The organism is Spirosoma sp. KNUC1025, from assembly GCF_045160025.1.
Taxonomy (GTDB): Bacteria; Bacteroidota; Bacteroidia; order Cytophagales; family Spirosomataceae; genus Spirosoma.
This window is the reverse complement of the sequence record NZ_CP087139.1, coordinates 6,386,328-6,408,451: the sequence shown is the minus strand read 5'-3', so window position 1 is coordinate 6,408,451 and position 22,124 is coordinate 6,386,328. Positions and strand designations below refer to the sequence as shown.

At 48.4% G+C, this 22,124-nt stretch carries 14 protein-coding genes, 1 tRNA gene and 2 pseudogenes; 6 read left to right on the top strand and 11 right to left on the bottom strand.

All coding sequences use genetic code 11. The features are described 5' to 3' along the window. The first annotated feature begins 20 nt into the window (after positions 1–20). On the top strand, positions 21–812 hold the full coding sequence (locus tag LN737_RS28075) for a ferritin-like domain-containing protein (protein ID WP_405514137.1): 792 nt from the start codon (positions 21–23) through the stop codon (positions 810–812). Positions 813–894: 82 nt separating this feature from the next. On the opposite strand, the gene LN737_RS28070 is transcribed toward LN737_RS28075, so the two are convergent. Then, entirely contained in the window at positions 895–2,208 is a 1,314-nt protein-coding gene (locus LN737_RS28070) for a hypothetical protein (protein WP_405514135.1), read from the bottom strand. A 429-nt stretch (positions 2,209–2,637) separates the two neighbouring features. On the opposite strand from LN737_RS28070, the gene carB reads away from it, so the two are divergent. Next, entirely contained in the window at positions 2,638–5,514 is a 2,877-nt protein-coding gene (gene carB, locus LN737_RS28065; protein WP_405514133.1) for a carbamoyl-phosphate synthase large subunit, read from the top strand. A gap of 233 nt (positions 5,515–5,747) precedes the next feature. Here carB and LN737_RS28060 read toward each other — a convergent pair whose 3' ends face one another. After that, positions 5,748–7,301: a DUF4394 domain-containing protein gene (locus LN737_RS28060; protein ID WP_405514131.1), complete on the bottom strand. Its 1,554-nt coding sequence runs from the start codon at positions 7,299–7,301 to the stop codon at positions 5,748–5,750. Positions 7,302–7,654: 353 nt separating this feature from the next. Between LN737_RS28060 and LN737_RS28055 the strand changes: the two genes are divergently transcribed. Further along, positions 7,655–8,473, top strand: a complete 819-nt coding sequence (locus LN737_RS28055; RefSeq protein ID WP_405514129.1) for an aldo/keto reductase — start codon at positions 7,655–7,657, stop codon at positions 8,471–8,473. Between the two features lie 10 nt (positions 8,474–8,483). Here LN737_RS28055 and LN737_RS28050 read toward each other — a convergent pair whose 3' ends face one another. Then, the gene (locus LN737_RS28050; RefSeq protein WP_405514128.1) at positions 8,484–9,254 is read right to left on the bottom strand and encodes a Nif3-like dinuclear metal center hexameric protein; all 771 of its coding nucleotides are present in this window, start codon (positions 9,252–9,254) and stop codon (positions 8,484–8,486) included. A gap of 364 nt (positions 9,255–9,618) precedes the next feature. On the opposite strand from LN737_RS28050, the gene LN737_RS28045 reads away from it, so the two are divergent. From LN737_RS28045 to LN737_RS28035, 3 genes and pseudogenes are all read left to right on the top strand, one after another. After that, complete coding sequence (locus LN737_RS28045; RefSeq protein ID WP_405514126.1) at positions 9,619–11,004, top strand: MATE family efflux transporter; 1,386 nt, start codon at positions 9,619–9,621, stop codon at positions 11,002–11,004. A 124-nt stretch (positions 11,005–11,128) separates the two neighbouring features. Next, positions 11,129–12,408 (top strand): annotated as a pseudogene (gene hflX, locus LN737_RS28040) (GTPase HflX). Positions 12,409–12,475: 67 nt separating this feature from the next. Further along, positions 12,476–12,547, top strand: a tRNA-Arg gene (locus tag LN737_RS28035). Between the two features lie 73 nt (positions 12,548–12,620). On the opposite strand, the gene LN737_RS28030 is transcribed toward LN737_RS28035, so the two are convergent. The 8 genes and pseudogenes from LN737_RS28030 to LN737_RS27995 all read right to left on the bottom strand — a co-directional run bounded on the left by LN737_RS28030 (position 12,621) and on the right by LN737_RS27995 (position 21,730). Then, the gene (locus tag LN737_RS28030) at positions 12,621–12,869 is read right to left on the bottom strand and encodes an IS1-like element transposase (protein ID WP_405514124.1); all 249 of its coding nucleotides are present in this window, start codon (positions 12,867–12,869) and stop codon (positions 12,621–12,623) included. Between the two features lie 82 nt (positions 12,870–12,951). Continuing rightward, on the bottom strand, positions 12,952–14,136 hold the full coding sequence (locus tag LN737_RS28025; protein ID WP_405514122.1) for a hypothetical protein: 1,185 nt from the start codon (positions 14,134–14,136) through the stop codon (positions 12,952–12,954). Positions 14,137–14,683: 547 nt separating this feature from the next. After that, on the bottom strand, positions 14,684–15,028 hold the full coding sequence (locus LN737_RS28020) for a carboxymuconolactone decarboxylase family protein (protein WP_405514120.1): 345 nt from the start codon (positions 15,026–15,028) through the stop codon (positions 14,684–14,686). Between the two features lie 306 nt (positions 15,029–15,334). Further along, positions 15,335–15,604, bottom strand: a complete 270-nt coding sequence (locus LN737_RS28015) for a hypothetical protein (protein ID WP_405514118.1) — start codon at positions 15,602–15,604, stop codon at positions 15,335–15,337. Positions 15,605–15,650: 46 nt separating this feature from the next. Next, on the bottom strand, positions 15,651–16,487 hold the full coding sequence (locus tag LN737_RS28010) for an FAD-dependent oxidoreductase (protein WP_405514116.1): 837 nt from the start codon (positions 16,485–16,487) through the stop codon (positions 15,651–15,653). 344 nt (positions 16,488–16,831) lie between these two features. Then, positions 16,832–17,511: pseudogene (locus tag LN737_RS28005) on the bottom strand (peroxiredoxin). 407 nt (positions 17,512–17,918) lie between these two features. Continuing rightward, complete coding sequence (locus tag LN737_RS28000; RefSeq protein WP_405514114.1) at positions 17,919–18,659, bottom strand: LytTR family DNA-binding domain-containing protein; 741 nt, start codon at positions 18,657–18,659, stop codon at positions 17,919–17,921. A 5-nt stretch (positions 18,660–18,664) separates the two neighbouring features. Continuing rightward, positions 18,665–21,730 carry a sensor histidine kinase gene (locus tag LN737_RS27995; protein WP_405514112.1) on the bottom strand — a complete coding sequence of 1,022 codons (3,066 nt, stop codon included), beginning with the start codon at positions 21,728–21,730 and terminating at the stop codon, positions 18,665–18,667. Between the last annotated feature and the right edge of the window lie 394 nt (positions 21,731–22,124).

Sequence of the window (22,124 nt, the reverse complement as noted above, 5' to 3'; positions counted from 1 at the left end):
GCATCTAATCTCCTATAGCCATGATTTTACAAAACATACTTAATGAAATCGAGAAGGTGGATGCCGACGTGTACGAACGTCTTGAGCATGTCACACGTCGGAATGTTTTCCAGAATTTCTTTAAAAAAGCAATGAAAGGCGCTGCCGCAGGTGCTCCTGTCGTGTTGGCCTCCATGCTGAATAAAGCTTATGCTGGTACAGCTGACGTTCCCGATGTATTGAATTTTGCCCTTACACTCGAATATCTGGAAGCTGAATTTTACAACATGGGACTCGATGCTCCAGGTCTGCTAACAGGTACAGCCCGCACGATCTACACGCAGATTGCCAAGCACGAGAACGAACACGTTGCTTTGTTGAAAGGAGCTCTAGGCAGTGCAGCTATTTCAAAACCTACGTTCGACTTGACCTACAAAGGGGCATTTCCGAATGTTCTGTCAAATTACGACACGTACGTAGCAGTATCGCAGGCGTTGGAAGACACAGGCGTTCGTGCCTACAAAGGACAGGCTCCTAAACTGATTGGTACACCCGTTCTGGAAACGGCGCTACAGATTCACTCCGTTGAGGCTCGTCACGCAGCACGTGTTCGTTACCTGCGTGGCTACAAAGGCTGGATTACCAACCAGGATACCACAAACATCCCAGGCGTAGAAGCGGTGTACAAAGGCGATGACATGATTAATCAGGCAGGTCTGAATGTATCTGCAATAACCGGTATTCCAACGGATACGGTTTCAGAGGCTTTCGATGAACCACTGAGCAAAGAAGACGTACTGAAAATTGCAGGCCCATTCATCGTAATGGCTTAAGCAATAGAGACGCAAAAAAACGGACATTGGGATAGCCCCTAATGTCCGTTTTTTTATGGCCTGCCATTATTGATAAACACTATCAGGGGGGAGTTGCTGTGATGCTACGTATGCGAACCGTTGAGCCCTTTTCATAGGCATATTGCGTTTCGGGACTGGTCAGGGCAATCTGCGAGATAATTCCGTTCCAGCCACCAAACTGGCTCATATCAAGTTCATAGGTCCTGTACTGCCCATCGCCAATAATTGGGAAATCGACGTAGCGGCCCGGATCTTCCTCAATTTCAAAATGTTCTTCCGGCTTGAGCCACACCAGCCGGGCGCTGGTTGCTTTCGTCTGAAAAGCGGCCTGAATATACAGTTTACGCATCTCACTAGCCTGCCAGACCGTCATCGGCGATGTAATTCGAAAGCGGGATTTCTGCAGGCTGTCCCGTTCCCAACGTACGTTTAGTTCATTACGAATCGGCCAGCCCGCATCATGGGTGTTAGTATAATACCAACCCAGCCGACTGTTCGTGAATCGAAATTCGGGGCGCGTAAGGGGTCGGGGCTGGCTGTAAACGTACTGACGGATATCGGTCAGTGAGCCAACCACAAGCGTATAATCGTATTCGTACTGGCCGTTATGATCAAAAAGAAAAAACGGTTGCGTGTTCATATATCCACTGGCAAAATCGAATTCGCCCCCTGTTCGTTCAGGACCAAATTTGGCAGTTCCAAAACGTACCTCACCTGGTCTGAAAAGCCCAACACCCCGCCCTTTGTCGTTCAGTAAAGCCGTCCAGTGCTCGGAGGAGTACCGATAATACCAACTGCCGCCATCGGTAAATTCTGAGACGGCATCGTTAGTAAAAGGCTTTGACCCCACGTAGCTGACCATTCTGTAATACGGTCCATTCAGATACACACAGGGCATTTCCTGCGTGCGGGCTTCGTAATGGGTTGTATCGACCCGGTTAACCGATATCCGACAGCGAACATGAACCGTATTGTCTTTCAGTTCGAGCCAGTGCTCGAAGATGCAGTCGGCGGGTTCCTGGTTCAGCGGCCAGATCAGCGGTACGCTTTTCACGTACAACGTATTCTGCCCCTGTTGATAGCTGATAATTTGCGAAGGGTGGTTGTACCAGTCGCCAGTCTGAACGGGGTTCCAGCCAAGGTTTCGCCACTCATAAACGGGCTGCTTTCCATTGATGCTGTAGGGAATGGGTCCAGCATAAATCGACGTCTGAAGCTGTCGGCCCAGGTCAGAATTATTGACCATGTTTTCGCTGCTGCCTGCTTCCGATAGGTACGTAATGGCACCACCCGCGTTCAGATCGATGGCTACCCGAACTTTATCGTTAGCCAGAAATAAGCGTTTTTGGGGAGCTGGCTGCTCCTGAGTCGGCAATCCGCCACCTTTCAGGGGGTGGTACCGGGGCTGTAATGGTATACGGTGCCGTAGCCGGAAAATCGCGTGTGCAGCTGATAATCAGCTTGCTTGCCAATACATAAATGAACAGTAAACCGGGTCTAAACATACATTCGAAATAAACCTTTGATTTCTAAAGAGCCCTCAACATCAAAACTAGTGATTACGATTTCTGTTTTGTGCAATTAACGGCAATTCCTGCACTTAGCGAGTCCTTTACCTGCGATTTATCGACAGGTTTGTATTTTTTCGGGTAAGCTGTCTACTTCTTTCCGCTGAATACGCTACTTTTGCAGGATTTTTGGCTAAAGGTCAATAACCTGCCAACGATCCTCTGGTTTGTTTATCCATATTCAGTAGCCATTATTCATTCGAGGCCGCAAAGGCGGTTCATTGCTCCACTGAAAAATGCCCAAAAACTCCAACATTCGTTCCGTTCTTATTATTGGTTCCGGCCCTATTGTTATCGGTCAGGCGTGTGAATTTGATTATGCTGGCTCGCAGGCTGCCCGTTCGATTCGGGATGAAGGGATCGAAGTAGCATTGATTAACTCCAACCCGGCTACCATCATGACCGACCCCATCAATGCGGATCATGTGTACCTGCTGCCGCTGGAGAAGAAATCCATCGTAGAAATCCTGAAAAAACACCAGGAAATGGGACGGCCAATTGATGCCGTACTGCCAACGATGGGTGGCCAAACGGCACTGAACCTGGCCATCGACTGCGATAAGGTCGGTATCTGGAAAAAATATAATGTCCAGATTATTGGGGTAGATATCAAAGCTATTGAAACGACAGAAGACCGGGAGAAATTCCGGTTGCTGATGCTGCAGCTCGGTGCGGGCGTTTGTAAAGGACGTACCGCGCGCTCGTTTCTGGAAGGAAAGGAAATTGCCCAGGAAATTGGTTTCCCGCTGGTTATCCGACCATCCTTTACGCTTGGCGGTACGGGTGGGGGCTTTGTTAACGTACCCGAAGATTTCGATAAGGCCCTCACAAACGGGTTGCATGCGTCGCCAGTGCACGAGGTGCTGGTTGAGCAAAGTGTTATGGGCTGGAAGGAGTACGAGCTGGAACTGCTGCGTGATAACAATGGAAACTTCATTATTATCTGCTCCATCGAAAACTTTGATCCCATGGGCATCCATACCGGCGACAGCATTACGGTTGCCCCTGCCATGACCCTGCCCGATACGCTGTACCAGAAAATGCGCGACCTGGCCATTCGGGTCATGAGTGGCATTGGGCAGTTTGCTGGAGGCTGTAACATCCAGTTTTCGGTCAACCCGCAAACGGATGATATTATCGTTATTGAAGTAAATCCACGGGTGAGCCGGTCGTCGGCACTGGCTTCAAAAGCAACGGGGTATCCGATTGCCAAGATTGCCGCTAAAATGGCTGTCGGGTATAACCTCGACGAACTGATAAATCCGATTACCGGAACGACTTCTGCCTTCTTCGAACCAGCCATTGACTATGTAATCGTGAAGGTACCGCGCTGGAACTTCGATAAGTTTCCGGGGGCCGACCGTTCGCTTGGTCTGCAAATGAAATCGGTAGGGGAGGCTATGGGCATCGGGCGTAATTTCCAGGAAGCGCTGCAAAAAGCCTGTCAGTCGCTCGAAATTCGCCGGAATGGGCTTGGCGCCGATGGCCATGAACTCACCGACCGCGCAGCCCTGACCGAAAGCCTACAGCACCCAAGCTGGAACCGGCTGTTCCATATTTACGATGCGTTTAAGGCAGGTATGTCGTTCCGTACGATCCAGCAACTGACCAAAATTGACCCCTGGTTCCTGCACCAGATTGAAGAACTGATCGAGCTCGAACGCGAAATTCAGCAGTACGATCTGGAAGATCTGCCACCCGAACTGCTACGTACCGCCAAGCAAAAAGGGTATGCCGACCGCCAGTTGGCGCACTTGCTACAGGTGAAAGAAAGTAAAGTGTACCAATATCGTCAGGCGCATAATATTCGTCGCGTTTACAAATGCGTGGATACCTGTGCGGCTGAGTTTGAAGCCAAAACGCCTTATTATTATTCGACCTTCAACAATCAGGTTCCTATCACAACCGATCATGCTGAGCCAGTTTCGGACCTGCCTGGCAATGAGTCGATACGTAGTAACCGGAAGAAAATCGTGGTGTTGGGTTCAGGCCCGAACCGGATTGGACAAGGGATCGAGTTCGATTACTCGTGTGTACACGGTGTATTGGCAGCCAAAGAAGCAGGCTACGAGACCATCATGATTAACTGTAATCCGGAAACCGTCTCGACCGATCCCGACATTGCCGACAAGCTATACTTCGAACCGGTTTTCTGGGAACACGTTCACGCCATCATCATGCACGAACAACCCGAAGGCGTGATTGTGCAACTGGGCGGGCAGACAGCCTTAAAAATGGCAGAGAAACTGACCCGATACGGTATTAAAATCATTGGCACGAGCTGGGAAGCTCTTGACTTAGCCGAAGACCGGGGCCATTTTTCGGAAATGCTGCGGAAACTGGATATTCCGTATCCGAAGTTTGGCACCGTGCGGGAATCAGAAGGCGCCATCGAGCTATCGCGGTCGTTAGGATTTCCGCTGTTGGTACGTCCCAGCTACGTATTGGGCGGGCAAAGCATGAAAATCGTGATCAACGAAGATGAACTGGAGCAGCACGTAATGAAAATTTTGCAGGATATTCCTGACAACAACATTCTGCTCGACCACTTCCTTGAAAACGCCATCGAAGCCGAAGCAGACGCCATTTGCGACGGTGAAGATGTGTATATCATTGGGATCATGGAGCATATCGAACCAGCCGGTATTCACTCCGGCGATTCGTATGCCGTATTGCCAACCTTTGATCTGAGTGAGAACGTAATCCGGCAAATTGAAGAGCATACCAAAAAGATCGCCGTAGCCCTCAAGACCGTTGGATTGATCAATATTCAGTTTGCGATCAAAAATGAGGTTGTTTATATTATTGAAGCGAACCCGCGCGCTAGCCGTACCGTACCGTTTATCTGTAAAGCGTATCAGGAACCGTACGTTAACTACGCTACGAAGGTGATGCTCGGCGATAAGAAGGTAAAGGATTTTGATTTCAAGCCCGTCAAGAAAGGGTATGCCATCAAGATTCCGGTTTTCTCGTTCAACAAATTCCCGAACGTAAACAAGGAACTTGGTCCTGAAATGAAATCGACAGGGGAGGGGATTTATTTCATTGACGACCTGACCGACGACTACTTCCAGAAGGTCTACTCAGAACGGAATCTGTACCTGAGCCGGTAAGTAAAGTAAAAGCGCCCCAGAACGTTCTGGGGCGCTTTTACTTTAAAGCGACTATTGGATTCTATCGCTCACGTCACGTTAACGTGAATTATGAATAATTGAGTAGATTAATTATTGGCAGTCAATATGTTATTCGGATTCTTATGCCAGTTCAACACCCGAATCTGGAGATTCGGCCTTACAGTAACACCGAATCTCCAGATTCGGGTGTTGGAGCCATAATTCACATTACGTTAGAACCCAAGTCCTACGGCAAAGCCACGAACGGTGGGATTGCCCGGTATCGCTGCTCCAGCCGTAGCGGAACCATTGGTTAAGTTGATCGTATATAATCGGGTTGTACCACTCACACGTAATAATGCATACGCTGTACCGCTCATACCGCCAATATCGAAGCCATTGGCACTTTCGGCCTCAACACCCAGCGATCCTACAGTAACCAGCGTACCAATGTTGGGCGGATTCTGAGTAAGCAGAACCGCACTACCCGAGCGGATGTCGATGTCGTATAAGGTTGTAGTTGCTGCACCGGCAAAATTGTTGGTATAAGCGGCTGCCGTTACGTTAGGCGTAGCTCCTGCTGGTGAGAAGGCCAGTGTTCCATCGGTACCCGTCAGGGTTCCATCAATGGGGTTCAGACGTAGGTTTTGACCCGTATTGCTGACAACACGAATACGGTCGACGGTGGGGTTAAAATCGAACCCAAAATCCGTTCCCGACAGTGTGAACGCCCCCGCACTGCCAACCGCAACGGCACTCCAGCTCGATGTGGCCGTAACCGCTATCGAATAAAGGCGGCTACTGCTTCCGAGTGCATATAACTGACCATTTACGGGGCGGGAATCAATACCCAATAATGTTTCGCCTGTTTGCAAACCCGTAATAGTTTTTGAGACAGGCGCTGGACTCATCGGATTGAAAACCAGTAAATTAGTGCCGCCATCTATGGCATAGGCAACGGGTTCTGTTGGTATGGCAAGCCCGATAATCGTACCCGGCAGATTGCCCAGTTTCTGTAGTCGACCGGTTGTCAGATTGATCTGTTGTAATTCCGAGGAACCATTAAATGTTACAGCCACCAGTCCCTGCGAATTATCGGTTGGGGAAATGTCGAAACCAGCCGCTCCGGTAATATCCAGACCCAGCGGTCCAACGTCCGTTAACGTACCGTTATTGGGTGGATTCTGAATGTATAAACGGTCTGTAGCGGGGTCAATGTCATAGAGTGTGGTTGAGGTTGCACCAGCGCGGTTGTTGGTATAAGCCACCTCGGAAATGGTAGCGCCCGCTGCCCCGTTTATCGCTCCATCGGTAGCCGCTACGCCACCCGTCTCGGGATTCAATCGTAAATCCTGCCCTGTATTTGTAACCAGTCGGATACGGTCGACAGTGGGGTTGAAATCCAGCCCAACAACCGTACCAGCCACATTGGGCGTAAACGCCATCGCTGTAAGTGGCCGGGCGGCTCCCGTTGCGGGATTGATAACGAACAGCCGACTCTGATTGCTTACACCGTAAAGCTGTCCTGTAGCGGGCCGAAAATCTATAGCCAGCAGCCGTTCATCCTGCGCTGTTCCAGAAATACTTATTGGTGTAGTTGTGTCGGGCGTACGGACACTAAACCGGATCAACTGGTTCGCATTGTTCAGCGCATATACCGTTACGTCTGGAACCGTAGTGGGGTCGGGCGTTGATCGGTGATCCTGACAGGCATTGAGTACTACCGTTGAAACAACGGCTAATAAGCCGGTAATACGTCGAAGTCGTGCAGTATAAAGCATAGCCATAGTATTGAATTTGTTGAAAAATCAATACGTATACGAGCAGGCAGAAATATCAGATTTATAGAAATTAAAAATAGATTAAAAATCTATTTAACGTCTTTATGTATTTGCTTTTGCTTTGGTTGTAAATTGTTGATTTAAAGGCATTTATTTGGTTGTCTGAGCGCAGTGTTGATTCATCTGTCGTTAAAACCATGTTTAAAATTTCCTCGCCGAAAAGTCTCTTCTCAGCCTGAAAACTGCGATAAAAACACGATCCTATTGAGAAAGAATAGTTATGAATACCGTTCCATGAAATTTTTTTAAACATATGATTCGGTTTTAGGCTTTTTTATAGTCAAAAGTGACATTACTGAATGAATACATTGTTTACGACGCTAAATAACGGTATCGAAATGCCTCTGCTTGGGCTTGGTGTTTACGCCCCAAGTCAGACAAACGAAGTACAACAGGCTGTTGAATGGGCACTTGAGGCAGGATGCCGCCTGATCGACACGGCAGCCGCCTATGGTAATGAACGTGAAGTTGCTGATGCCATTCGGTCTAGTGGTATTCCCCGAAGTGATATTTTTATAACAACCAAAGTGTGGAACGATGACCAGGGGTACAATCGGACACTACGTGCGTTTAACCGGAGTCTGGAGCGGCTGCGGCTCGACGCCGTGGATCTGTACCTGATCCATTGGCCCGTAAAGCAATATCGGCACGAGACCTGGAAAGCGCTCGAAAAAATTTATACCGATGGTCGGGCGCGGGCCATTGGTCTCTCGAATCACTATCCAGCCCATATCGACGAACTACTGACGGAAGCCCAGATTACTCCGGCTCTCAACCAGATTGAGTTCAGTCCGTACTGCTTTCTGCCCGATGTCATGGATTACTGCCGCCAGAAAACCATTCAGGTGGAAGGCTATGCGCCACTGGTACGTGGACAGAAACAAAACGACCCAAAACTGGTCACTCTGGCCGAAAAATACGGTCGGTCAACGTATCAGATGCTGGTGCGCTGGTCGCTGCAACACGGCGTGGTAACCATACCCAAATCCGTGAAGAGAGAACGTATCAAGGAAAATTTCGACGTACTGGATTTTACCATTTCTGACGAAGATATGGCCCAGATGGATGCTTTCTACGACAATACCCGAATTGCCGACGACCCCCGTACGATTGAATGAATAGCCTCGCTTACCTGACGGGTTGCCGGTAAATTAAACAGTCAATATTCCAGCGTTTTTGAAGTAGCTCGGCTAAAGCCTGCAAGCCCCATTCTTCAACCCGCTGATGCCCAACCGCCACTACAGCAATTCCGGTGGCATCGACGGCCTGCTGAGCAGGTTTGCGGTAGGCGCCCGTCAGAAACAGGTCAGCGCCCTGATCTGCGGCTTCACGGATCAGGGTGTCGTTCATGGCACCAACTACGGCAATGCGATTGCTGGTAGGCCGCCACCCGCCCAGACCGGGGCCCGCTTCGGCCCGGTCGTAGCCGCCAAAGAGTTTTTTCATGGTCTCTAATAACCCGTCAAACTCCTGAGGTGGTACGTCAATGAACATGCCGATCGGGCGTTCGGGCAGCAGTTCGCCCGCTTCATTGGTTGCCCGCTTAAAACCAAGGGGTTTTCCCGGACTGGCGGCCCCAGGTTCTCTGGCCAGTTGCTTATTATAGCCAATGGTTAGTGTCTCATCAAACGGCAAATGATGCGACAATACCCCAACGTCGGATGGGAGATCATCCAGATTGAGTTGCCAGGGCCGGTGGAGCCAGAGCGCATCAAGTTGCTGAGCATCCACCCAGTCAGCTAAGCCGGAAAAGGGTTCCAAAGCCAGTCCTATCCGGCGGATGGGCCGTTCGGAAGGAGAATAAACTCCACCCTGTTCGTCATTAGGGTATCGGTCTGCTGATAGCTCAGTACGTAAGAAATCGTTTAGCTCAGTAAGTGAAGGATATGGCGTATTCATAGTCTAATAATGGACAGGGCAAAATGAACAAAACCAGGAGGCTATTTGCCTACAGCTGGTATTATTCATTTTTACACCATTCATTGTGAATTACTTAACAAACGCACATCTACGTAGATAGTTTTTAATTTATTGACCGTTTGCTCAACCGGATTTGGTAATTTGCCAAAGAAATCCGTAGGTTTGCGACCCTAAAGGCGTCCGCACTGGCGGTCCATTCAAAGCCCATGAAGTTCCTCGCTTAAAAACCCACGTGGTTTTTCATTCTTCTTCAAGTTCCTGCCACCTCCTGGTGGTTGTTTCCATTTTTTATATAGTTCGCATCGGGCAGTAGTCATCGACTGCGGCATAAGCTTGTATTCCAATGACCAAATTCATACGGTTATTCCTGGCCGCATTGCGTGGTTCAGAAACCAATTTTACGTCTGGTAGTATCAACCGGGCTATTTTTCTGCTATCGGTACCGATGATTCTGGAAATGGTGATGGAATCGCTGTTTGCCGTGGTCGACGTATTTTTTGTCGCCAAAATCGGTACGCAGGCCATCGCTACGGTAGGGCTGACCGAATCCGTATTAACCATCGTCTATTCCATTGCCATTGGCCTGAGTACGGCAGCTACCGCTCTGGTTTCCCGGCGCGTAGGCGAAGACAACCATCGGGAAGCGGGCCGAACGGTTGGGCAGGTGATTCTTGTATCGCTTCTGGTAGCGGTGCTGATGGGAATACCCGGCTTTCTGTTTGCCGAACAGATTCTGCGGGTGATGGGGGGCGATGAGCGCCTGATTGCCAATGGAGCCGGATTTACCCGGATGATTTTTGCCAGTTCACCGGCAATCATCCTGCTTTACACGCTGAGCGGCTGTCTCCGCGGTTCTGGCGATGCATCGGTAGCCATGCGGTCGTTATGGCTGGCTAATGGTGTAAATATCGTGCTTTGCCCGGTGTTTATTTTTGGGCTCGGTCCTTTTCCGGAACTGGGCGTAATGGGCTCGGCCGTAGCAACAACCATGGGGCGTAGCGTTGGTGTGTTGTATCAGCTGTACATGCTGACACGTTCGAAAGGAGCGATACAGGTGCTGCGAGCCGATGTTACGCCCGACACCGATATAATTCGTAATCTGCTGAGCCTGGCCGTTGGTGGCACGAGTCAGTTTCTGGTTGGTTCGGCAAGCTGGATTTTTCTGACGCGAATCCTTTCGACCTACGGCAGCGACGTAGTAGCTGGCTATACCATCGCTATTCGGATTATTGTATTTACAATTTTGCCGTCGTGGGGATTGGCGAATGCAGCCGCTACGTTGGTCGGACAGAATTTAGGTGCTGGTCAGCCCGAACGCGCCGAAACGTCGGCCTGGCGGGCGGCTTTCTGCAACATGCTTTTTCTGGCGGCCGTTGGCGCTGGCTTTTTTCTGGGAGCCACCGAAATTGTTGGGCTGTTCGACAACAATGTACGTGTCGTTGAGATTGCGGTAGAGTGCCTGCGCGTATTTTGTCTGGGCTATCTGTTTATGGCGTATGGCATGGTGCTCAGTCAGGCGCTCAATGGCGCGGGCGATACCCGTACGCCAACGATCATTAACATTATATGCTTCTGGCTGGTTGAAATTCCACTGGCGTACACACTCGCTAATCTCCTGAACTGGGGGCCGCCGGGCGTATTCTGGTCCGTGGCGATCAGTGAGACCTTGCTGGCTGTAATTGCTGTTTTTGTGTTCCGCCGGGGGCGTTGGAAAACGGTTCAGGTGTAATGAAAACCACGGTGTTAGCCATCTTTTCGCCGAAACTTTTCCCGAAAAGTGGCCGTTAATTACTTGTTGATGATGGTCATTGCTTCTGAATCACTGGCTGTCTACTAACCACTGAATTTATTCTATGATTGATACCCATAAACAACCCGAAACCGCTGTATTGGTCGCACTTGTTACGCAAAAACAAACGGCCGAACAGACCAAGGAATATTTAGATGAATTAGCTTTTCTGGCCGAAACGTCGGGCGTACAAACTGTTAAGACGTTTACCCAGAAACTCGACCGACCTGATACCCGTACCTTCGTGGGGAAAGGTAAGCTGGAAGAAATTCAAACCTTTATTCTTGATAATCCCGTTGACTCCATCATTTTCGATGACGACCTGACACCGGCTCAGGTACGTAACCTCGAAGCTGAGTTTAAAGAGATCAAAGTGCTGGATAGAAGCCTGCTCATCCTGAATATTTTCTCGATGCGGGCGCAAACGGCACAGGCTCGCGTGCAGGTCGAACTGGCGCAATATCAATACCTATACCCCCGATTAACCCGCATGTGGACCCACTTAAGCCGTCAGAAAGGTGGTACCGGGATGCGTGGACCGGGGAAAAAGAGCTTGAAACGGACCGTCGGATCGTGAAAGACCGGATTGCGTTTTTGAAAGAAAAGCTCGCCAAGATTGATAAACAGAGTGTTACGCGTCGGAAAGAACGCGACCGTCTCGTACGGGTAGCGCTGGTTGGCTACACCAACGTAGGCAAATCGACGTTGATGCGGACCATGGCGAAAACCGATGTATTTGCTGAAAACAAGTTGTTTGCCACGGTCGATTCGACGGTGCGTAAAGTAACGCTGGGCAACATCCCGTTTCTGCTGACCGATACGGTAGGGTTTATCCGTAAACTGCCTACTACACTAATTGAGTCGTTTAAATCGACACTCGATGAGGTACGTGAAGCTGATATTCTGCTTCATGTAGTAGACGTATCGCACCCGAACTTCGAGGAGCAGATTGAGGTCGTTAACGATACGCTGGCTGATATCAAAGTGGCCGACAAACCCATGGTTCTGGTGTTCAACAAGATGGATCGATTTGTTCCAAAAGACGAATGGACCGAGCAGCCGCCTACTGACGAAGAGGATGATACGTATCAGGCTGGGCACGAAGAGGTATTGGTTCCGGTAGCCGTACGTAAAAAAACGGCGCTCGACTACCTGAAGAAAACATACCTGACTCAAAAAGCGGATCACGTAGCGTTTATTTCGGCCGAAACGGGCGAGAATGTTGGTGAACTTCGGGAGCTGCTGTACAGTCTGGTGAAAGAAAAACACTACCAGATTTACCCGAACTGGATAAACGTACCACTCACAGAATCAGCGGAATACGGCGACGGTTTGGCAAGCTGATAGAATTTTGGCAATTTCGCGTGAATTAAAACCTATAAGGTCTTTGAGACCTTATAGGTTTTAATTTGGTCCTGTAGTTCAACGGATAGAATAAGCGTTTCCTAAACGCTTGATATGGGTTCGATTCCCGTCAGGACCACATCAAATGTCATATAATTACTGATATACAGATAGTTATATGACATTTTTTTATGCGGCCCCGTTTTTTTAAACTAAGCGCTAACGGTGTTCCGATTAACGCCTAAGACACGAGCAGTATCGCGTATGCCCGCTCCGTTGAGGACCATCTGCGTAATCTGCTCTTTGACCAAGGGGTCCCGGGCCTTGTGGGTGTATGTTTGCACAAAGGTTCGCCCGCAGTCAAAACATCGGTAGCGTTGGACGCCTGCACGAGTCGTGCCATAGCGTTTGACATGTTTGGTTTGGCCACAATGCTTACAGGCAACGGCTTCTAATACCATTCACAAAGATACCCTATTCAACGCAGTTGGGCCACTACCCTTTCGTTCAAGCTGGTTTGATTTGTTCAGCCAGGCTAGTGTTTTACTGCTTAATGATCTTCACTGTATAGAGCTGGGTGGGGGTACTGGCCTGCAGCAGTAACAAACCAGGGCCTGTGTAATCCAGCCAGAAAATCTGTTCCACAGCTAGACCTGCGAACTCAACCGTGCGGTTTTCCAGTAAGTGACCGCCCCCCTCTGTCAACCGCAACTGCACCGACTGGCCCTGTGCGCCATTCAGCAGGACGCGCAGTTGCTCGTGAACGGGATTGCCCAGCACTGTTAAGGTAAGCTGCCTATCAGTGCCTTCGACTCCCTGACGTGCCCGACCACAGGCCGCTTTCAGATCCCAGGTCCAGGTCACTACTTGACCGCTCTGACGAGCCATGAGCGTAAAGGGTTGCACGTCATCGACCGTTCGACTTTCTTTATCGACAAACTGATTGGGGTTGGTTGTCCAGCCCGTGATGCCCATGGCCATAAATTCGATGGGTGTGCCATCACCACCCGATGTATTAAAGGTAAAGGCACCTGTGGAGCAGTTGTAGGTTGGAGTAATCAACGCGAGCGGGTTGTTGCCATTGGTAATAATATAGTTGAAAGTAGTAGACGCCTGTCCGCCATTGGCACTGGCAGATGCGGTTACCGAGTACACTCCTGCGGTAGTGGGGGTGCCGACAAGCACCCAGGTTGGATTTGGGCTGCCACTCCCTTCCTGCCTGAAAAAATAGCTGATTCCTGGTGGTAACCCTTGCGCACTGACGCCCCAACTGGTAGTCACGGAAGAAGAAAAGGCTAGCCCGATTGGGAAGTAGATCCCCTGTCCGACGGTAGCGGTTTGATCATTAATGGGACTCACCTTAACAATGGACGAGTACGAAGCACAGTAGTTCTGTCGCGACCACGTATACGTGACAATTTTTCCATTCTGCCGTGCCAAGAGTATAAAGGGTGGCATATCAGCACAATTACGGGCACAATCGTCCAAAACATGGAAGCGATTGGTCGTCCAGGAGGTGATACCTGGGGCCATATACTCGATGGGTGTTCGATCGCCATCGTAGGTATTGAAGGCAAAGGCACCCGTAGCGCAGTTATAGGTCGGTTCGGCCAGCATCAATGGCCTCTCCGATTGGGCCAGTACGTTACCCGCCAGGGACAAACAAAGCGCCCAACTCATCAGAACCAGCCAGCTTTGGCGGCATCGCATTTGGTAGTTGTTTTCCATAAACTTGACAGCAGAAAGTGAAACGATTGGTTAGGTAATCAACGCTAGTTTGAGGGTAAGGGCACGGCTAACAAGCTGTATTCAAGCAGGGGGAAATACGTTTTGAGGACAAGTTAAAAAGCGGAGTAATTAGCCCAAAAAAATGTCTTAAAAATGGAAGGAAATGACCTAAATATTAAAGTGGCTAATGGTTTGACCGCTATATGGGTATAGCGGTGTTAGTGGGGGTGTCTATGGGGACAAGATAGCCGTAAGTCACAATTTGGTTTGTAGCTTCCCATTACCCAATTCTTATTTACTTATCAGCTCGTTGAACGTACGACTTATAAGGCAGACATATAATAATATTTTCGTCTCTTGGAGGAGGAGTATTTGTCTAAAAAATGGACATTCGAAGGTACAGAAACGGACAGGGCTTCAGTGTTTGTTTAAACGCCCGTTTCCTGATACAGGTGTATCAGGGAGGGTATGTTGAGAATATAAAATCGGTGGGTACAATATGTAGTTAAAAACAATCAAATATCTGGTGAAGTCGTGACCAGTACACTTATTTGCTGGCCGAACTGGCTTCCTCAAAAAGACGCATCGCCATTAAGCCTGTTCCCACGGCTCCACCCGCCCGTAACGCGGCTGCGATAAAGACTGTTTCGGCAATTTCCTCGCGGGTAGCGCCCGCCTGTACAGCGTTGTTCATATGCGATTCGATGCAATAAGCGCATTGCGTGGTTAGCGCCACGGCCACTGACATAAGCTCCCGGTATTTAATTGGAATGACGCCGTCGGTTCGCTCGGCGGTATGCTTCAGGTTCATGAAGGCAGCGGCCTCTTTGGGAGCGGCCTGTAGGAGCGTGTTGGTATAGGCCCGGTCTTTGGGTGTTTGATACTCAGTCATTCGAACTAATAAAAGGGTTTAGGATAATCAGTACCCTAACGGAAGAGGACTAACCACTTTTGTTACTCTATCAATGACTGACTTAAGGAGCCTTTTTTGAGATACCGCAGATCAGTTACCCGGATTGCTCCGTGTGTTATTGCCAGGTTATTCGTGCAAATGAACTACCTGTTGTTCAGATGAGCATCGGGAATAACAGGATTTAGTTCTCCTATCATTAACTTTCATAATTCACTACACTGCTACCCCAACCCATTCTTCCTTTGTTGGGGTAGTAGGTAATCGGAAAAGCTGCTCCCTATTTAATTACTCTTCTGCATATAGCCTGACATCTTCAACACGGAATTTTACCAGCTCGATAATCTGGGCATCGGGCCTTAACAGGGGTGGAATGGCCCGAAGCGCACTTTCTTTATTCTCAAAATCGTAGATAAACCACAATTTATGAACTCCATCTTTACAACCCCAATGGGCTTGGGAAATCACATGTGAACCGGAGGTCAAAAAAACGTTAATCACTTTTTTGCAGTCCGACACTTTTTCAGAATGAGGAATTTCAACCAGATACGTTGGCATTTTTTTGAGTGTTTATTGGTTAGGATTGTCCAGTGTCATTCAAGGGCTATAAACCAAACCAGCGATTCACACGACTTGAACCAAAGTAGGCTTTGTCGGTGACCAGCTCAGCAGACGCTTCCGTGTAGGTTCCGAAGGGAGACGGTCCTGAGAAGAAGTCCACATTGACCTGACCCACGCGCCCATCGCCAAACTCTACGTAGCAAATGCCATTTCCTTTATAAGGCGCAGGCTGTTGGCCGTTCTCGAAATCCGCCAGGATCGATGCGGCAGCCACTTTTGCCGCACCTTCCGCAAAAACACCAGCCTTTGGTGTTCCGACACTGGTAACGTCGCCAATAGCATAGACTCCCGGATACTGCGTTTTCAGATTTATTCTGTCGACCGGTATCCAACCATTTACGGTCATACCACTTTTCTGCACTACTTCTGGAACACGATGTTTGGGAATACCCAGAAATAAGTCAAAAGGCATCTGCGTGCCATCATCCAGCAAGGCTTCATGACGCGATGGGTCAATTGATTTCACCACATGTTTGGCAATAAACTTGATATCCCGTTCGGCAAAAGCAGCGAGTAATGCGTTGGAGGTATCCGGCGAAGGGGGAATAGGTGAGCCGAAAGGCATAACCATACTGATAGTACAGTCCTTACGGATGCCGCGTTTAACCAAGTAATCATGCATCAGTAAGGCAGCCTCGCTGGGCGCTGGCGGACATTTGAAAGGAGCCGAACATACGCCGACAATTACATTGCCTCCCGAAAAAGCCGGGAGAATATCGCGTAACCGTTCTACCCCTTCGAACGAATAAAATTCGTTTCCTGCTTCAGCTAGCCCCGGCGTCGCCCCTATATCATAGTCCGCTCCCAGGGCGATGACCAAAACGTCTGCCTGGTAAACCGATCCATCATGTGTTTCTATTCGTTTCGAACCCGGGTCTATAGACAAAATCGTGTCCTGTACGAACTTTATGCCAGGTTTCTCGATATTTTTGTAAGAAACCCGTACCTGTTCGGACGATTTATGGCCAAACAGAATGTCAAATTTGGAGAATCCGAAAAAAATGAGTCGCTTTTATCGATCAGCGTCAGATCAAGGTTTTCGCCCAATTTCTCGGAAAGGATCGTGCTCAGTTCAAGACCTCCGAACCCCGCACCAAGAACAACCACCCGTAATTTCCCTTTCATAGCGGCATTGATTTCTTGAGGCTATCTTTTCAACTGGCTCTATGCTGGGACTTCTTTCGTTTTGCCTGGCTGAGGAATAATGCGCAGGTAAGGCTTGATCGTTTTCCAGCCTTCCGGATATTTTTCTTTGGCCTCGGCATCCGTAACCGCCGGAACAATAATGACATCTTCTCCATCGGTCCAGTTTACAGGCGTAGCTACTCTATGTTGAGCCGTAAGCTGCATCGAATCCAATACACGCAGTATCTCGTAGAAATTACGGCCGGTTGTCATCGGATAGGTCAGGTGTAGTTTGATTTTCTTATCGGGGCCTATTATAAAAACAGACCGTACCGTTTGATTGGTGGCCGCCGTCCGACCTTCTGACGTGCCCGGCTCATCGGCCGGAAGCATATCATACAATTTGGCAATTGACAGGGTGGGATCGCCAATCATCGGATAGTTCACGGGGTATCCCTGGGTTTCTTCAATGTCTTTTTCCCATGTCAAATGGCTTTCAACCGGATCTACACTTAACCCGATCACTTTACAACTCCTTTTCTGGAACTCCGGGGCAAGTTTGGCCATATACCCCAGTTCGGTGGTGCATACTGGGGTAAAGTCTTTGGGGTGCGAAAAAGAATGGCCCAGCTATCGCCAATCCAGTCATGAAAACGGATGGTGCCCTGGGTAGTTTCGGCCTGGAAATCAGGTGCTGGATCATTTAATCGGATGCTCATGGTAGTTATCGGTTAATTGGTTTGTAGGCAGGAAAAATGTAAGCTAATCAGTCGTCAGAAAATAGGAATCGCTTCCTGCAGGTTTCGCATTCATAGGTTTTCGGTTGAATGGCCCCAAATGAAATCACGCTTATAAACCAACCCGAGAGTGTTTTTTTCTCAGCAAGGACCAGGTTACCTCCGCATACGGTGCAGCGTATACCCAGCATTGTTCGTCTAATGATGATTTTATTCAGATCCAGCAATCCCATAGCCTGAGCAAAAGTGGACCAGCTAAAACACCTGTCCCAAAAAAAGGGATGAATATGGCTTGTAAGGGACGAATGATAGAAAATCAGGGAAGAAGTACAGCAGCCAACTGTTTCCAGGCGGAACCAATTGGCTGTCTGTGCCCGCAACGTATCCGATTAGGATTCGTTTAGACCAAGCGCGTTGAAAAGCGCTTCCCGGTAGGATTTGCCGATCGGAATTTTAGTCCCTTGTAGGGCTACTTCCGTCGGGAAAATTTCATCGATGAGGCTGATGTTGACCGAATAACGTCGGTGAATGCGGATAAACAGAGTTGGATCCAACTGCGCTGCAAAATCCTGAATGGTAGAGCGTACCATGATTTTTTTGTGTGGCTTCAGGTGCAGGGTTACGTAGTTGGCGTCGCTCTCCAGAAAGAGCAGCTCATTAAAAAATACCTTACGAAACACATAGCTTTCCTTCACAAACACGAAACTCCGGGCTGGATTCGATACCGCCGATGATGGCTTCACATCCCTCTGGTTGCTCGTAAAATTACTGAATGCGATTTCGATAGCGGCATACAGTTCTTCTTTTGTAAACGGCTTTACGATGTAGGCATGCGGTTTTACTTTTTTGGCCCGGTCAATCGTTTCGGCATCACTATTGGCCGTTAAAAAAATAAACGGTATTGGGTACGTGTCATTGAGTTTTTGGGCGACATCAATGCCATCTTTTCGCCCGGCTAACTGGATGTCCAGTAGCAGTAAATCGGGTTTATTCTGCTCAAGTAATTCGAAGGCCTCGGAATAATTGATAGCCGGTCCACAGGGTAAATAGCCTAATTCCTCAAGGATAAGGGAAATGGTTCGGGCGATGACCAGCTCATCTTCTACGATCCCTATTTTTAAAACAGACATGCGCTTTAGTCCAGGTTTTTACGCGTTTGTCGATTGGTAAACTGAACGGTGAAAACAGCCCCGTTTTGCGTTGTATAGTGCACCGATCCACCAATTTGTCGGCTCAGATCGTTGACTAGTTGCAGACCAAGTGTCCTGGCGCTCGTTACATTAAAGCCAATTGGCAAACCTGGTCCATTATCAGCATACCGTAATGCATAGTTTCCCTCGCTCTTTACCTCTATATCTAGCCTTATTTCACCGGTTTCCACATTGGCAAAGGCGTATTTGTAGGAATTTGACAGTAATTCATTCAGTATCAATCCGAGCGGAACGGCAGAATCAATATCCAGGTGCAAATCGGGTACACGTATCGCAATCGTTACTGGTTTTTGTATCTGAAATACACTTTGTACCTGGTTACACAAATCCTTGACAAACCGGCTTAAATAAATTGTGCTAAGATTGTCAAACTGATACAGATTCTGGTGAATCAGCGCAATGCTTCGGACCCGGTTTTGTCCTTCCTGAAGCGCTTCTCTGGCGATTTCGTCCGTCAAACTCTTACTTTGCAATTCGAGTAATCCCGAAATAACCTGTAAATTATTTTTAACCCGGTGGTGAATTTCCTTCATCAATACGTCCTTTTCCAGCAGCAGTGCCGACTGCTCGGACACGGCTTGTTTTAGTTGGGCCGTTCGTTGGTTGACCGTTTGTTCCAGTTTACGTTTATCGATAGCTAATTGCCTGATTCGCCAGTGGATCAGCAGGTAAATGCCCAGAAACAGGAGCAGAACGACGCCTGAAATAAACCACCATTTCAGATAAAACGGTTTTAGAACCGTTAGCGGAATGGCTAATTCCCATTTACTCCAGGCCCCCACACCATTTTGCCCTTTAATGCGCAGGGTGAATTTTCCGTACGGTAATCCACTGATGCGAATTGAGTTTTCACGAAGGTAATTCCAGTCTTTATCAATACCGTCAATCCTGTAGGCATACCGGTGCCCTTTGTCCTTGGCAAAATCCAGCAATTGAAATTCTAAGGTAAAGAACTTATCGCCGGGCATGAGTGTAATCTGCGGCTTGTTAATCAGCTCGGTGGTTTTATTGACTAGTTTATTCTGTTCACTCACAAACTGGCTAAAGGTAATGACCTGAAGGGGTATCTGGAGGGAATTGGTATCGGCCTTGAAATCACGTGGATAAAACGCATTAACCCCATCTAGCCCCCCGAAAAATAACCGACCATCCATCGCTTTAAACGAGGAGGTTCTGTTAAACTCATTGTGCGTAATCCCGTCGGCGATTGTGTAGGTATTCACGGCGAACGATTTTTGATGAAAGCGAACCAATCCATAATCGGAACTAATCCACAGATTATCAAATTCATCGGGTTCGATCCGGTAGAGCACGTCGGAAGGAAAACCATCTGTGATGTTAAATTGTCGGAGGGTGTCCGTTTTAGGATCCCAACGGTAAAGCCCTTCTCCGTTGGTGGCCAGCCAGAACACTCCGCCAGAATCCTGATACGCATCGAGCAGACTAAGACCGTTCAAAACGGCGGATTGAATTCTGACTACTGTCCAGTAGAGGCCATTCCCAACAACAGCGCGAGGGTTGGCAATCACTTTATACAATCCATTTTCAGCAACGACCCAAACCTCACCGTCTTTCCCCTTAAAAAACCGGTACACAAATTTCGGCTCGGGCGAGCTGGGGGTCAGGACAGCAAGTGAGTCGAAGTGGTACGTATAATTATTAAACAGATGAATACCCGTCGTCCGGCCTAAAAGCAGCAGGCTGTCGTTCAACGAAAACATCGACCAGATCTCCGATCCCACACCACCCGCATACGGTTTAATTGAATTCTTCGTCTCATCGTACCGAAACAGATGATAACCTCCAACGTACCATGCTGACCGGTGTTTGGTGATCGCGTATTTTATTTCAAGATCAGCAACCGAACGGGTTTTCGATTCCAACTGGCTGAACGTATGTGTCCATACGTTAGCGACAATCGGACCATTTTTATCGGTATAGATTCCTCTGGTCTGGCTGTTAGGCTGAACATTTTGTCGACTGAGGGAAAAATAGGGTTCGAATCGATTTTTTTCAATACGGAGCTGAAAAACGCCCAGTGAGGTGCAAAGCCAAAGGTTGCCGAGGTTATCAGGAAAAAGCTGGTATAAAAACAGATTTTCAAATCCTTTCAGCTCGGATTTATCAAGTACTTTCAAAAACGTTTCCCTGTTCCACAGATAAAGCGCATCCAGGCCGATGTATAGTAAAGACGATACGCCATCAGTCGAGAGCAGGATCTGATACCAGTACCGACCACGAATAGCCTCTAGATTATATTTATTCAGACTCGCAACGGTGTCTAACCCCGCTTTTCTACTCACATGTGCAACAGCGAACGTATCCGGATGCGAACGGGTATTATACGCCAGTAAAAGGTCATTTTGGGGAGTAAAACCAATTGGCAATGAACGTAAAACATTGGGTTGCCGAAAGACCAGCACCCTATCCTTTGTGATCAGATATTGTGGGTCGGCATTGGTCAATTTTAGTAAAGCTCTTCCGTTGGCAAAGGCACAGAAAGGCCCGGTAACCCGATACTCTTTTGCATTGACGGATTGATTCCATGCCTTCATTTCGTAGCGAAGCTGAAAACCTCGTGTGGATGTATAAGTCCAAAACCGAAACGGGAATGCAGTTAAAAAAATGACGCCCCCGCTTCCATCATTCGCTAACCAGTATACGTCTTTCTCCTTAAATGGCAAGTTCGGGAAAGCTGCCGTCAGGGATTTTACGTCCTGCGTTTGGATGTCCATGACATCCACTTTCCCGTTGGTAGTGAGTTGGAAGCCAGCACTTCCGAAGGCAATAAACAGACGATTGGCCTCATCTTTTGCTAGTTGAACAACCTTGTTGTCCTGGAGTCCATTTCGTTGTCGGGTAAAGAGCAGGCAATTTTTACCATCATAGCGGTTCAACCCATTTCGGGTACCAAACCATAGAAAACCAGCGGCATCCTGTAGTCCACAGAATACCTCGTGGGAGGCTAGTCCATTGTCAATCGACAGCATGCGTTTGGTAACAGTATATTCGCTACTGCCAGGTTTTAGTGATCTTTGGCCCAGCAGGCTGTGACTGGTGATAATAAAGCCCAGTATCAGATAAATGCAACGATCCCTGCAACGGGTTTTTCTTCTTTCTGGGAGAACTGGTTCATATTGAAACGCCTTATTGAGCAACGTTAGGAGAGACATGGCGATCATAAAGCAGAATGAGCTTGGGCTTCCCTTTCAGTAAAAATACGAACCAGATCGAATCACTGGCGCAACACGTCATCAAGCAAGGAATTACAGCCTCATCGCTACGTATTGATCCATAAAAGCCGTACATATACGCAAACTCCTTATTCTTAAATGGGAGTCTTTTCTGACAGCTAACCCTTGAGACCAAAATGTTTATATCTGT

Bases quoted from the DNA above. Each gene is read 5' to 3' on its own strand.
- LN737_RS28075 (WP_405514137.1), top strand. From the start codon at position 21: ATGATTTTACAAAACATACTTAATGAAATCGAGAAGGTGGATGCCGAC.
- carB (WP_405514133.1), top strand. From the start codon at position 2,638: ATGCCCAAAAACTCCAACATTCGTTCCGTTCTTATTATTGGTTCCGGC.
- LN737_RS28060 (WP_405514131.1), bottom strand. From the start codon at position 7,301: ATGGCTATGCTTTATACTGCACGACTTCGACGTATTACCGGCTTATTA.
- LN737_RS28055 (WP_405514129.1), top strand. From the start codon at position 7,655: ATGAATACATTGTTTACGACGCTAAATAACGGTATCGAAATGCCTCTG.
- LN737_RS28050 (WP_405514128.1), bottom strand. From the start codon at position 9,254: ATGAATACGCCATATCCTTCACTTACTGAGCTAAACGATTTCTTACGT.
- LN737_RS28045 (WP_405514126.1), top strand. From the start codon at position 9,619: ATGACCAAATTCATACGGTTATTCCTGGCCGCATTGCGTGGTTCAGAA.
- LN737_RS28030 (WP_405514124.1), bottom strand. From the start codon at position 12,869: ATGGTATTAGAAGCCGTTGCCTGTAAGCATTGTGGCCAAACCAAACAT.
- LN737_RS28025 (WP_405514122.1), bottom strand. From the start codon at position 14,136: ATGGAAAACAACTACCAAATGCGATGCCGCCAAAGCTGGCTGGTTCTG.
- LN737_RS28020 (WP_405514120.1), bottom strand. From the start codon at position 15,028: ATGACTGAGTATCAAACACCCAAAGACCGGGCCTATACCAACACGCTC.
- LN737_RS28015 (WP_405514118.1), bottom strand. From the start codon at position 15,604: ATGCCAACGTATCTGGTTGAAATTCCTCATTCTGAAAAAGTGTCGGAC.
- LN737_RS28000 (WP_405514114.1), bottom strand. From the start codon at position 18,659: ATGTCTGTTTTAAAAATAGGGATCGTAGAAGATGAGCTGGTCATCGCC.
- LN737_RS27995 (WP_405514112.1), bottom strand. From the start codon at position 21,730: ATGCTGTCGATTGACAATGGACTAGCCTCCCACGAGGTATTCTGTGGA.